Origin of the sequence: Silvania confinis (assembly GCF_025564085.1) — a bacterium.
GTDB lineage: Bacteria > Pseudomonadota > Gammaproteobacteria > Enterobacterales > Enterobacteriaceae > Enterobacter > Enterobacter confinis.
On record NZ_JAMGZJ010000073.1, the window covers coordinates 195,308 to 207,104 of the forward strand.

Below are 11,797 nucleotides of genomic sequence, written 5' to 3' on the forward strand. Positions count from 1 at the left end.
CTCGGCCTTCAGGAAACGCCTCAGCGATTTACAGCCGGACCAGGGCGTCGCTGTAACCTCTTTAATCTCTTATCGTTATTCCATTGCTTAGCGCAAAACAATCACTGGGTATCCCTCAGGGTTTTACTGGGTTATTTCAGGCTGGTTTTAAAGAACTGCTCAAAGCGGGCAAACGGTATTTTACCGGCGGCGTTGTCGTATAAATCCACATGGTTTGCACCCGGGACCACCACCAGCTCTTTGTGCTTGCTGCCAACGGCCTTAAACGCATCTTCAGCAAAGTAGCGTGAGTGCGCCTTTTCACCGGTGACGATAAGCGTCGGGATGGTGATTTCATTGGCATAGCTCAGCAGCGGCATGTTCATGAACGACAGCGGCATGGTCGCGGTCCATGCGCCGGTGGAGTTAACCGAGCGTTCGTGGAACCCGCGCGGCATCCGGTAGTAATCATAGAACTCTTTCAACACCGGATGCGGATTGGCAGGTAATGCCTCGGGCAGAATACGTTCCCCCGCGCTGACCTTGCCGTTCTGGTCGACATTCAGATCATGGCCACCGTGGGCGAAGGCACCGCTCTCGGCATCTTTCCAGCGCTGCGCGTTCAGATACTCCAGCACCGCATGGCGATCGGCTGATGAATAACGGTCTTTGCCGTCGCCAACCCCGTGACCCATCGCCCGGCTCATGTCGTACATCACGCTGGTGGCGACCGCTTTGACGCGGGTATCCATCGAGGCGGCATTCAGCGCCATCCCGCCCCAGCCGCAGATCCCGAGGATACCGATACGGTTACGATCCACCTCTTTTTGTAACCCGAGGAAATCCACCGCCGCGCTAAAGTCTTCGGTATTGATATCCGGCGAGGCGACGTTACGCGGGCTGCCGCCCGACTCTCCGGTGTAAGAAGGATCGAACGCAAGGGTCACAAAGCCCTCTTCCGCCAGGGTCTGGGCATACAGACCGCTGGATTGCTCTTTGACCGCGCCAAAAGGCCCGCTGACCGCAATTGCTGCCAGCTTGCGATCGCCGATATCTTTCGGCAGGTACAGATCGGCCACCAGGGTGATGCCGTAACGGTTCTGGAAGCTCACCTTGCGGTGATCGACTTTGGTACTCTCGGCGAAGGTCTTGTCCCATTTCTGGATCATTGAAACGGGGACGTTCGGATTAGTTGTATCAGCATAACTCATTGTTGTGACTCCACTTAATGATGCACAGAGCAGCATTGCGGGTAGTGCGATTGTCAGTTTTTGGGTAAACGCCTTCATGAAAGATCCCCTCAAATACAGGATTCAGGTACAGGTTTCATACGGACAACGCTGCTGTGCTTTGTTGCAATGAGGGGGATTATAGTTAGCAGAAATAGTGCTGATTAGAGGGCGAACGGTGCTAGGATTCATATCAAATTGTTATAAACAAGCACGGGTACTCCTCGATGGCAAAGCGGGAAAACTACAATGAGCTGTACCTGTTTATGCAGGTGGCGCGGGAAGGCAGTTTTACCGCCGCAGCGCAGCGGCTTGGGCTGGCACAATCGGGGGTCAGCCGTTCGGTGCGTGACCTTGAAGCGCGGCTGGGTGTGCAACTGCTGGTGCGCACCACCCGTAAGCTGTCGCTGACCCAGGCGGGGGAGCAACTCTATCAGACCACGGAATCCGGGTTTGACGCGTTAGATCTGGGGCTGGCGACGCTGGCCCATTATCGTCAGACCCCTTCCGGCACCGTGCGCATCAATGCCAGCCAGCACGCCATCGATAAATGTCTTCTGCCAAAGCTGGCGGTGTTTAAACAGCGATACCCGGATATCCGACTGGAGCTGATGAACGAAAGCCGCTTTGTCGATATTATCGCCGAGCGATTCGATGCCGGGGTGCGTCTGGGCCCCGAGGTAGGCCAGGGCATGATCGCAGTGCGCATTACCCCCGACATGGAGATGGCCGTGGTGGCGACACCGGAGCATTTTCGCCGTTACGGTTTCCCCCTCTTGCCGGCTGATTTAGCGAGCCATCCCTGTATTGCCTACCAGTTTGCTGACGGCAGTCTGTATCAGTGGGAGCTCAATCAGGACGGTAAAAAAATCACCCATCAACCGCAGGGACAGTGGGCCCTGTCGGACAGCTACATGGAAGCCGAAGCGGCCCGGCTGGGGCTGGGGCTGGCGTATGTGCCTGTCGAACTGGTGGCCGATGACCTGGAACGCGGGGTATTGATTCGGGTGTTGCAGCGTTACAGCCTGCGCATGGAGGGGTTATTCCTGTATTATCCGCATCGCAACGTCTCACCCGCCCTGCGAGCCGTCATTGATACCCTAAAAATCTGACCGACTGCCTTTAACTGCGAAGCCATTTAAAAAATGAATAACGACAATAAACGCGCGCATGCCTTTCACTTTTCCCCCTTTCGCCATCTGTTTTTTGCACGCTTGCTCACCGTACTGGGCAACGGTATCGCCCCCATTGCGCTGGCGTTTGCAGTGCTGGATATCGGCGGTTCGGTCTCTGATTTAGGCTGGGTGGTGGCCTCCCGTTCGATTTTTAATGTCGCCTTTCTGCTGCTCGGAGGCGTGCTGGCAGACCGCTATTCACGCAGCCGGGTGCTGGTCTCCTCTTCACTGATTGCCGCCGTTTCGCAGGCGATGGTGGCCTGGTCGGTGCTCGACGGTTCCGCCACGGTCATCAGCCTGGCCCTGCTCGGCGCGGTGAACGGTGCCGCTGCCGGGATCACCTTACCGGCCTCTTCTGCGCTGGTTCCCCAGACGGTTCCCGGAAAAAGTCTGCGCCAGGCCAATGCGTTTATCCAGCTCGGGGTGTACAGCGGGACGGTGATCGGCGCGTCGTTAGGGGGGATCCTGATAAGCAGTGTTGGGCCCGGTTGGGGACTGGCCATTGATGCGCTGGGTTTCGCCGCCGCCGCCCCGCTGTATCGTTTGATTCGCGTTGCGCGCGTCGACGCTGGCGCAACGCAAAGCAATATCCTGCAGGATCTCAAAGAAGGCTGGCAGGAGTTCGCCAGCCGGGCCTGGGTGTGGTCGATTGTCGTGCAGTTCACCATTATCAACGCCGCCTTCAGCGGGGTGATGATGGTGCTCGGTCCGGTGATCGCCGATGCCTCTTTTGGTCGGGCGCACTGGGGGATGATCATTGCGGCGCAAAGCGTGGGCCTGATCGTGGGGTCCTCTCTCGCCCTGCGCTGGCGTCCACGCCGGGATCTGTTTATCGGCGTGCTGTTAACGGCCTTATGCGCATTGCCCATTTTCATGCTGAGCCAGCTTGCGCCCACACCGTGGCTGATTGGCGCATTTTTTATCGCGGGCGTCGCGTTCGGCCTGTTTGGGGTGGCCTGGGCTCAATCGCTACAGACGCATATCCCGCCCGAAAAGCTGGCCCGGGTGTATGCCTATGACGCGGTGGGATCGTTTGTCGCCATTCCCTTTGGGGAGCTGATCGCCGGCCCGCTGGCCGTGCAGTACGGCTCCAGCAACGTGCTGCTGGTTGCCGCCATTGCCGTGGTGATCGCGACCCTGGGTGCCGCGCTGGTGCCGGCCATTCGACGGCTCGATAATGCGCCGCAGATAACATCCCACACTGCCGTGAAAGATTCATGATGAGACCGCCTCACGCTGCAACATGAAGATATCTCATGTTGTAGTGAAATTTAGTCGCTATCACTGTTGCTGAGGCTCTGGCATAACGTATGTAATGTTAACGACTTAGCAACATGAAGACTGAATATAATGAATAATGATTTCACATTTACGATAAAACACAGTCGTTTCGACGAGAATTATAATCCTTCGGAAAACACGCGGATTACCACTAACTTTGCCAACCTGGCCCGCGGGGAAAGCCGCGAGCAGAATCTGCGTAATACCTTAGTGATGATTGATAACCGTTTCAACGCGCTGGCGCACTGGGATAATCCCAACGGCGATCGTTATTCCGTCGAGCTGGAAATCGTTTCTGTGGAGATGAATATTGGCGACAGTCATCAAGCCTTCCCGGCAATTGAAATCCTGAAAACCAATATTATTGATAAAAAAACCAATGAACGCATCGAGGGTATTGTCGGGAATAACTTCTCGTCATACGTTCGCGATTATGATTTCAGCGTCCGCCTGCTGGATCACAATAAAGACCAGTCTGCGTTCAGCATCCCGGATGACTTTGGTGATTTGCATGGCAATATCTTCCGCCATTTTGCTAACTCAGCAGAATACAAAGCCAACTTCAGCAAAGCACCGGTGATCTGCCTGAGCGTGTCGAATAAAAATACCTATTCGCGCATCGGCAACGTGCATCCGGTGTTAGGCATCGAATATCAACAGCACGGGACGTCGCTGACCGAAACCTACTTCAAGAAAATGGGTCTGCAGGTGCGCTATTTCATGCCGCCAAACAGCGCCGCGCCGCTGGCGTTTTATTTCTCCGGTGATTTACTGCGTGATTATTCGTTTGTCGAGCTGATCGCCACCATCAGCACGATGGAGACTTTCCAGAAAATTTATCGCCCGGAGATTTACAACGCCAACTCAACCGCCGGGCAATATTATCAGCCGAACCTGAATAACCAGGATCATTCGTTAACGAAAATTGTTTACGATCGCGAAGAGCGTAGTCAGTTAGCGATTGAGCAGGGCAAGTTCACAGAAAAGCATTTCATCAAACCTTACAAGAATATTCTTGAGCAATGGTCTGCTAACTACGCTGTTTAATTAATTATAAATATAAGGTCACCTGCTATGAAAACATTGCTCCCCACTTCGACTGCGGGCAGTTTACCGAAACCGTCCTGGCTTGCAGAGCCAGAGAAGCTGTGGTCGCCGTGGAAATTAGAAAACGACGAATTAATCGAAGGGAAAAAGGATGCGCTAAGTTTGTCTCTGTTCGACCAGCTGCGCGCCGGGATTGATATCGTCAGCGACGGCGAGCAGACGCGCCAGCACTTTGTTACCACCTTTATCGAACACCTCAGCGGCGTTGATTTTGAGAAACGCGAAGTCGTTAAAATTCGTAATCGCTACGACGCCAGCGTGCCGACCGTCGTCGGGGCGGTAGAACGTCAAAAGCCGGTATTCGTTGAGGACGCCAAATTCTTGCGTCAGCTCACCCGACAGCCGATTAAATGGGCGCTGCCCGGGCCGATGACGATGATCGATACGCTGTATGACGCCCACTATAAAAGCCGCGAAAAGCTGGCCTGGGAATTCGCCAAAATTCTTAACCAGGAAGCCCGGGAATTAGAGGCCGCCGGTGTCGATATTATCCAGTTTGATGAACCCGCTTTTAACGTCTTCTTTGATGAAGTGAACGACTGGGGCATCGCTGCCTTAGAACGCGCCGTTGAAGGGCTGAAGTGCGAAACGGCGGTGCATATCTGCTACGGCTATGGCATCAAAGCCAATACCGACTGGAAAAAGACGCTGGGCACCGAGTGGCGGCAATACGAAGAAGCCTTCCCAAAACTGCAGCAATCGGCGATCGACATTGTGTCGCTGGAGTGCCACAACTCGCGGGTGCCGATGGATCTGCTGGAACTGATCCGTGGTAAAAAAGTGATGGTCGGGGCCATTGATGTGGCGACCAACACCGTTGAAACCGCAGAAGAGGTGGCGGATACACTGCGCAAAGCGCTGCAGTTCGTCGATGCCGATAAGCTCTACCCGTCCACCAACTGCGGCATGGCGCCGTTATCGCGCCGGGTGGCTAACGGCAAACTCAACGCGCTGCGTGCCGGTGCAGAGATTATCCGCAACGAACTTTCCGCGAAGTAACCTCCCCTTCTGGCTGCCTGTTACCTCCCCCGGAGGAACACGCAGCCAGACTATACCAAGACTAAATCATGACAACAACATGACTATTACAATCCTGGGAAATGCTATTCACTAACAATTTGATGGCTATTAATGACTCACAGGCGTATCGTTTTCGGTCTACAGCGACATAAGCCCGTGCTTATGACGATCCCTTCACTTGCTGGCTGTTGAAGCCTAACGGGGAAATAATGAGTCACTGTGATCCACAATGCCCATGCCAGAACCCAGATGCGCCGAAATACCCTTCGGGAAAGATGTTCCGCAATCAACAGGGTGAATCGATGCTGGTGGTGAAGAAAGCCGGCACTTTCCCGGATGCGCGTTACACGATTATGAACATCCGTACCGGAAAAGAGACCGAGCATTCCTATCCGGCGTTGGTGCGCAAAGAGACCGGCAAGTGATCCCAGGTGGGGTTGCAAACGTCATGACCGCTTCGGCGGTCTTTTTTTTGTCAACATCAGCCCTTTTTCGCGTTTGTTAGGCTTGCAGCAGATGCTGTTTGATGGCATCGAGAAACAGGTTAAGCGCCGCATGCTGATGATCGCGGGACTGATACAACCCGTAAATGCCCAGCGGCTGCGGTTCCAGCTGTGGCAACACCCGAACAAGACGCCCGCTCTCCAGTCCGGTTTGCGCCTCAATGGCAGGCACCATCGCCAGGCCAACGCCCGCGGCGGCCATATCGCACAACAGTAACGAGATCCCGGCACTGAAATTACCGCTCACCGCCACCGACATCGCCCCTTTCTCTGCATCACGAAAAGACCACGACTGCCCGGAAAAACGGCTGTAGTGCAAACAGTTATGCTGCGCGAGATCGTCCGGCGTGGTCGGCACGCCTGCTCGCGCCAGGTACGCTGGCGAGGCGCACAACACGGACTGACACGTTCCGAGAACGCGCGCGATAGCTCCCGGTTCGGGTTCGTTGGTAATGCGGATCGCCAGATCGATGCGCTCCCCCACCAGACTGACCGGATGGTTATTGATATCGACCTCAATGCGCAACGCGGGATAGCGGGCGAGAAATGGCGGGATCACCGGCCCCAGCAGATGCGTCGCCGTAAAATGGGCGCAGGCGATCCGAAGCGTACCTGACGGCGTAATGCGGGTAGCATCGCCCTCAATGCCCTGCGATAACAGGGCCAGCTGTCGGGTTTTCTCCAGCGTTTTCTCACCCGCCGGGGTGATGGTCAGCCGCCGGGTTGAGCGGTGGATCAGTCGCGCCCCGGCCCATTTTTCCATCTCATCGAGATAGCGGCTGACCATCGGCCGGGATATCCCAAGCGATCGGGCCGCCGCGCTCAGGCTGCCGAGTTCGCAGATTCGGTTGTAGGTAATCGCCGCCATGATCCTGTCCATTGCCACTCCATCTGATCGTTTTATGAAACTCAGCATGTATTGTTTCAGGAATTCTATCAGACGTGCAAATCCGTAGAATGCGCTTACCCCAAAACGGAGAAAATTGTCATGGCATTTCAGGCCGGGCTTTACTGGATTATCGATCCCCTGTGCGGCTGGAGCTATGGCGCTCTGCCGCTGCTTAACCGCATCGCCGAGGACTTTCCCGCGCAGCATATCTTGCCGGGCGGGCTGTTTATTGGCACCCATCGTCGACAGCTGGACGCCAGCTGGCTGGCGCACGTTAACGAGCATGATGCCCGTATCGCCACCTTAACCGGGATGGCGTTTGGCGCGAATTATCGCCAGATGCTGCTGACCAACAGCCAGTTGGTTCTCGACTCCCTGCCGACCACGCGCGGATTGCTGGCGGCACAGCGATTTGCCCTGCCCGGCGCCGACCTGACGTTTCTCAACGCCGTTCAGCGGGCCTGGTATCAGGACGGGCAAAACATCACCGACCCTGAGGTAGTTAATCAGATCCTGGGCCAGACGGCAGGGCCTGACATCCGGCTCGGGCAAATTCAGGAAAATGAAGCGCTGGAAAGTATTCAACATGCGCGGCTGTTAATGGCGATGGTCAACGGCCAGGGGTTCCCCACGGCGGCGATTATCGACACGGACGGGACCCGCACGCTGCTGCCTGTCGGACGTTATTACGGCGAACCGGAGGCCTTTTTCGCACTGGTTAAAACGCAACTCACCCGGATACACAACTAAGGATCACCATGAACATGAAATCCCTCTCGCTGGTATTAACGCTGGCCGCCGCGCCCGTATTCGCCGCGCCGCTGCACCTTGAAGTCTACAACCCGCAGGACAAAGGCATTTTCCCGGTATCGTCCACGCTGGTTTCCGGCCCGACAGAAGCGGTGTTGTTTGATGCCCAGTTCAGCGTCAAAGACGGCGAGCAGCTGGTGAAGTTAATCAAAGCCCGTGGCAAAACCCTGAAAGAGATTGTGATCACCTCCGGCGATCCGGATTTCTATTTCGGACTTGAGCCACTGGTGGCCGCCTTCCCGCAGGCAAAAGTGGTGGCTTCTCCGACGGTTGTCGAGCACATCAAGGCCACCAAAGACGCCAAGCTGGCCTTCTGGGGCCCGCAGATGAAGGACGGCGCACCGACGAAAATCATCGTGCCACAGGCGACCCACGCCACCCGCTTTACCGTCGACGGCGAAGCGCTGGAACTGAAACACGCGGGTGAATATGCCGCGTATGTGTGGATCCCGGCGAACAAGGCGATTCTGGGCGGAACCGGCATTGCCTCTGGCATCCATGTCTGGACGGCGGACACACAGACTCCGGCAGTGCGTCAGGGCTGGATGACGGTGCTTAGCGAAATGCATTACCTGAAACCGCAGCAGGTCATCCCTGGCCACTATCTGGGGGCTCGCCCGGCAAACGACGCAGCCATCACCTTCACCCACAGCTACCTGCAAAAATTTGAGCAGACGCTTGCCAGCCAGAAAGGATCGGCAGCGGTTATCGGCGCAATGAAAGCGGCGTACACGGGTCTGGCGGATGAGAGCTCGCTCGAACTGAGCGCGAAGGTCAATACCGGCGAGATGAAGTGGTAAGTCGGGTCGAAACCTCTACCCGTTGAAGGGGTTTGTAGGCCGGGCAAGCGAAGCGCCCCCGGCATTGCCCTTTAAAGAGGACGCGTTGCGCCCTCAGTTTTTTTGTTAAGTGACGCCGCGACGTTTAACAAATTCTGAGCATCTGACTGTTACTGTCAGTGAAGGCACATGACAAATGAAAAAAATGTTCTACGATTCTTATAGAATACAACGAAGAACATGGAGTTTCTGATGATTAGTGCCTTGTTGACCGCCTCTTTCGCTCTGTTGATTGTAACCGGGCTTGTTAGCGTCCTGAAACAGTTGATCAATACCTTGTGTGGTACGGAACATCATTGAGTCAAAGCCCGAATATCGCCTCGATCTCTATTGTGAGGTCAGGCGAGAAGAGGCGACTGACCTCAACGAGCGAACTGGCTGGCAAGTGCTCACCGTAATTTCGGTACAGCACTTCGCGTAGCGCGTTGATCTGCTCAAAAGAGGTGATGAAGATTGTCACTTTGATAAGGGCTGAAAAATCAGTACCTTCTATGCTGGCGATTGTTCTGATTTGGCGAAATATTTCTTCAGCCTGCTCAGCAATGCCCTGGTGTTGGGCCGCTGAGCCAAACGCCGTCAGGCCAGAAATATAGAGCGTGTTATGGTGCTTAACGGAATGAACGTAGGGCGCCTTTACTTCACCTAATTCAGAATAATTTTTCCTGATTACATCATTCATATCAATAATCCTTTTGTAAAAAGAACAATTAACAAACTTAGCCCTAAACACCCAGATCTTCGCGAGTTGGACCTTGAAAGTAGATGCTGCTTATATGGCAACTACGCGGTTGAGACAGCACAAAACGAATCGTTTCCCAGATCGACCGCCCATTCATCAGACGCTCCCCCATCCTGGATTGACTATCGACACAAGTATCTAAGCCTGTCAGTTCAAAATCCGGCGGGTACAACCCGGTCACACGTATATTTTCTTCGGACAACTGCTGTGACAGTTTAGTTGTAAACCCGCTAAGCCCATGCTTGCTGGCAAAAAAAGCGGGGTGCGCAATGGAATTCGTAAAATTCGGGACCCCGCATGAAGATATAATTGAGATGATATCAGCACTGTCTGAACGTCTTAACCCTGCCAGTAAAGCCTGAGTGAGTAAAATCGAACCTGTCAGACCTGAACTGACGGTATTGATAATTTCTGTGTCCGGCTGATCGTCTAACCTCCCTGACAACCACTGAGCAGCATTGAGGATTAATATGTCGATCGGCTTGTCTGACGTTAAAAGCTGCGATGAAAACTGAGAAATGGACTCAGGTTGGGTTAAATCACAGATATACCCTTTCGCAATGCCGTTTTCAGTCGCGATGATGCTGCAGGTTTTTTGAATATCATCATCGTGCCGCGCGCAAAAATCCACCTCCACACCCTCTCTTGCCAGCCACACGCACAGCGCCTGGCCGAATCCCCCTCCTCCACCGGTAATAACCGCTCTTTTACCTCTCAGCATCTCATGCATCCTTTTTTAATGTCTGTGTGTGAGCCAGGTATACATGAGGAGGTAGAGGGACATCTTTCCGTTAGTGCCATTCTCACACCAGGCATATAAATGACCTGCTCCGCAAACCGGGCCCAGCGTGGTCATCAGCTTCGGGATTTGGCCATCCGGCGAGCGGTTTTGTAGGCCGGGCAAGCGAAGCGCCCCCCGGCATTACCCTTTCTGGAAGACGCCTCGCAAACCCCAAAGTAACCCTGTGTAATTCAGGGTTTAGCCTTTTATTCATTGTCGGGGCCTCGTAAAGTGACTGCGTTGCGGCACATCCGCAATCGGGCGTAGGAACCCGTACCTCACGACACGACAATTATTTTGTCGCGACAGCGTTTATCCCGTTAAAATCACGGTGGCGCTGGCGGAGCAGCCGAAAGGCTGGCCGTTTTGTCGTGTACGGCATTCCTACCTCCGTCAGCGCTACCACTCATGAGCGTAGGAACTCATGAGGTGGTTTGGAGATATTTTAAAAAGGAATACAACATGACTACTGTCTCTAATCTGTCTTACTGCCAACCTCAAGAATGCATTATTCATCAACTCACCACCCTGCCCCTTCCAGCAACTGCAGATCTGTTTGAGGTTGCCGATCGCTGCGCCGCGCTGGTGAGTGTGCTGGTCGAAACAGAAGACGCCGCAACATGCACCGCGCTCTGCGAACGTCTGCTGCAATCCCTGCGCCAGCAGCGAGAACTCTGCGATGCAGATCTGCCGCCGTACCTGATCGCACAGCTGATCGTGGGCGAAAAACTCACCTCCTGCGTACCGGACTGCTGGCAGGAGACGGCGACCCAAGTGGATTACGCTGTGGCGCTATCGCAGGCTATTTTGAGCGGAACGCTGCCCACTGATGTCGCCAGAGAACTTACAGGTTTGCTGCACGATCTGGTCTGGCTGTTGGCTGAGTTTGTGAAGGAGCCGTATATCACGGCGCACTGAGTGCGGTTAAAGATTAGCGAGGTGTAATGGTAAGAAAGCCCGGCCTCGAAGACCGGGCTTAGTATGGTCAAACGTGCTTTTTTCTCAGTCTGGCGACAACGAAAATCAACAGCGTGTTGATGATTACTGACGCGCACAGAACGGATACCATGAATAAATCATTCCAGTTCTGCTCGGTAATAAAACCAGCACGATCGCTGTAACGTTCGAACAGATAAACCTCGGGTAAGAGCAGGTAAAATGCTGAGAAAATCAGGAGAAAGGACAAGAATTGAATAATCCACAGTCTTGCCTTTTTGGCTGGCGTCATTATCGGGAAGCCTTAGTTGCGTGATGAATATTGAGTGAGGAAGTTAGAATAAATCGGAAGCATATACTACATCATCTTATCATTGATATTAATTATGGCATGAGCACTTCGACCAACATCAATTACAACACCGTGTAAAAATTACAATCACCACTATTACAACCCCATCAATAGCACAACTCACATTAACAGATAAAACAATTCATGTGCTCATATT

Annotated in this window: 13 protein-coding genes; 8 read left to right on the plus strand and 5 right to left on the minus strand. The window is 54.0% G+C overall.

All coding sequences use genetic code 11. From position 1 onward, the window contains the following. Nucleotides 1–131: 131 nt before the first annotated feature. Nucleotides 132–1,268: an alpha/beta hydrolase gene (locus M8013_RS09750; protein ID WP_271267600.1), complete on the minus strand. Its 1,137-nt coding sequence runs from the start codon at nucleotides 1,266–1,268 to the stop codon at nucleotides 132–134. A gap of 167 nt (nucleotides 1,269–1,435) precedes the next feature. On the opposite strand from M8013_RS09750, the gene M8013_RS09755 reads away from it, so the two are divergent. The 5 genes from M8013_RS09755 to M8013_RS09775 all read left to right on the plus strand — a co-directional run bounded on the left by M8013_RS09755 (nucleotide 1,436) and on the right by M8013_RS09775 (nucleotide 6,216). Continuing rightward, a complete protein-coding gene (locus M8013_RS09755) occupies nucleotides 1,436–2,320 on the plus strand; it encodes a LysR family transcriptional regulator (protein ID WP_271267601.1) in 885 nt (294 codons plus the stop codon). Nucleotides 2,321–2,353: 33 nt separating this feature from the next. Continuing rightward, the gene (locus M8013_RS09760) at nucleotides 2,354–3,604 is read left to right on the plus strand and encodes an MFS transporter (protein ID WP_271267602.1); all 1,251 of its coding nucleotides are present in this window, start codon (nucleotides 2,354–2,356) and stop codon (nucleotides 3,602–3,604) included. A 129-nt stretch (nucleotides 3,605–3,733) separates the two neighbouring features. Continuing rightward, nucleotides 3,734–4,711 carry a DUF1852 domain-containing protein gene (locus tag M8013_RS09765; RefSeq protein ID WP_271267603.1) on the plus strand — a complete coding sequence of 326 codons (978 nt, stop codon included), beginning with the start codon at nucleotides 3,734–3,736 and terminating at the stop codon, nucleotides 4,709–4,711. A 27-nt stretch (nucleotides 4,712–4,738) separates the two neighbouring features. After that, on the plus strand, nucleotides 4,739–5,770 hold the full coding sequence (locus M8013_RS09770) for a methionine synthase (RefSeq protein ID WP_271267604.1): 1,032 nt from the start codon (nucleotides 4,739–4,741) through the stop codon (nucleotides 5,768–5,770). A gap of 296 nt (nucleotides 5,771–6,066) precedes the next feature. Then, nucleotides 6,067–6,216 carry a hypothetical protein gene (locus M8013_RS09775; protein WP_271267605.1) on the plus strand — a complete coding sequence of 50 codons (150 nt, stop codon included), beginning with the start codon at nucleotides 6,067–6,069 and terminating at the stop codon, nucleotides 6,214–6,216. A gap of 76 nt (nucleotides 6,217–6,292) precedes the next feature. Here the strand turns inward: M8013_RS09775 and M8013_RS09780 are convergent, their stop codons facing one another. Then, nucleotides 6,293–7,174 (minus strand): LysR family transcriptional regulator, encoded by an 882-nt coding sequence (locus M8013_RS09780; protein ID WP_271267606.1) that lies wholly within the window; start codon nucleotides 7,172–7,174, stop codon nucleotides 6,293–6,295. 108 nt (nucleotides 7,175–7,282) lie between these two features. On the opposite strand from M8013_RS09780, the gene M8013_RS09785 reads away from it, so the two are divergent. Together M8013_RS09785 and M8013_RS09790 are read left to right on the plus strand one after the other, a co-directional pair. Beyond that, nucleotides 7,283–7,933, plus strand: a complete 651-nt coding sequence (locus tag M8013_RS09785) for a DsbA family protein (RefSeq protein ID WP_271267607.1) — start codon at nucleotides 7,283–7,285, stop codon at nucleotides 7,931–7,933. Between the two features lie 8 nt (nucleotides 7,934–7,941). Further along, nucleotides 7,942–8,793, plus strand: coding sequence for a Vmh family MBL fold metallo-hydrolase (locus tag M8013_RS09790; protein WP_271267608.1), 852 nt, complete (start codon nucleotides 7,942–7,944; stop codon nucleotides 8,791–8,793). Nucleotides 8,794–9,133: 340 nt separating this feature from the next. On the opposite strand, the gene M8013_RS09795 is transcribed toward M8013_RS09790, so the two are convergent. After that, entirely contained in the window at nucleotides 9,134–9,511 is a 378-nt protein-coding gene (locus tag M8013_RS09795) for a RidA family protein (protein WP_271267609.1), read from the minus strand. Nucleotides 9,512–9,554: 43 nt separating this feature from the next. Continuing rightward, the gene (locus tag M8013_RS09800) at nucleotides 9,555–10,292 is read right to left on the minus strand and encodes an SDR family oxidoreductase (protein WP_271267610.1); all 738 of its coding nucleotides are present in this window, start codon (nucleotides 10,290–10,292) and stop codon (nucleotides 9,555–9,557) included. A 522-nt stretch (nucleotides 10,293–10,814) separates the two neighbouring features. Here M8013_RS09800 and M8013_RS09805 point away from each other — a divergent pair. Further along, the gene (locus tag M8013_RS09805) at nucleotides 10,815–11,270 is read left to right on the plus strand and encodes a hypothetical protein (RefSeq protein WP_271267611.1); all 456 of its coding nucleotides are present in this window, start codon (nucleotides 10,815–10,817) and stop codon (nucleotides 11,268–11,270) included. A gap of 67 nt (nucleotides 11,271–11,337) precedes the next feature. Here the strand turns inward: M8013_RS09805 and M8013_RS09810 are convergent, their stop codons facing one another. After that, nucleotides 11,338–11,580 carry a hypothetical protein gene (locus M8013_RS09810; RefSeq protein WP_271267612.1) on the minus strand — a complete coding sequence of 81 codons (243 nt, stop codon included), beginning with the start codon at nucleotides 11,578–11,580 and terminating at the stop codon, nucleotides 11,338–11,340. Nucleotides 11,581–11,797: the final 217 nt, after the last annotated feature.

Excerpts from the sequence above, each read along its gene's own strand:
- M8013_RS09750 (WP_271267600.1), bottom strand. The coding sequence starts at position 1,268 with ATGAAGGCGTTTACCCAAAAACTGACAATCGCACTACCCGCAATGCTG.
- M8013_RS09755 (WP_271267601.1), top strand. The coding sequence starts at position 1,436 with ATGGCAAAGCGGGAAAACTACAATGAGCTGTACCTGTTTATGCAGGTG.
- M8013_RS09760 (WP_271267602.1), top strand. The coding sequence starts at position 2,354 with ATGAATAACGACAATAAACGCGCGCATGCCTTTCACTTTTCCCCCTTT.
- M8013_RS09765 (WP_271267603.1), top strand. The coding sequence starts at position 3,734 with ATGAATAATGATTTCACATTTACGATAAAACACAGTCGTTTCGACGAG.
- M8013_RS09770 (WP_271267604.1), top strand. The coding sequence starts at position 4,739 with ATGAAAACATTGCTCCCCACTTCGACTGCGGGCAGTTTACCGAAACCG.
- M8013_RS09775 (WP_271267605.1), top strand. The coding sequence starts at position 6,067 with ATGTTCCGCAATCAACAGGGTGAATCGATGCTGGTGGTGAAGAAAGCC.
- M8013_RS09780 (WP_271267606.1), bottom strand. The coding sequence starts at position 7,174 with ATGGACAGGATCATGGCGGCGATTACCTACAACCGAATCTGCGAACTC.
- M8013_RS09785 (WP_271267607.1), top strand. The coding sequence starts at position 7,283 with ATGGCATTTCAGGCCGGGCTTTACTGGATTATCGATCCCCTGTGCGGC.
- M8013_RS09790 (WP_271267608.1), top strand. The coding sequence starts at position 7,942 with ATGAACATGAAATCCCTCTCGCTGGTATTAACGCTGGCCGCCGCGCCC.
- M8013_RS09795 (WP_271267609.1), bottom strand. The coding sequence starts at position 9,511 with ATGAATGATGTAATCAGGAAAAATTATTCTGAATTAGGTGAAGTAAAG.
- M8013_RS09800 (WP_271267610.1), bottom strand. The coding sequence starts at position 10,292 with ATGCTGAGAGGTAAAAGAGCGGTTATTACCGGTGGAGGAGGGGGATTC.
- M8013_RS09805 (WP_271267611.1), top strand. The coding sequence starts at position 10,815 with ATGACTACTGTCTCTAATCTGTCTTACTGCCAACCTCAAGAATGCATT.
- M8013_RS09810 (WP_271267612.1), bottom strand. The coding sequence starts at position 11,580 with ATGACGCCAGCCAAAAAGGCAAGACTGTGGATTATTCAATTCTTGTCC.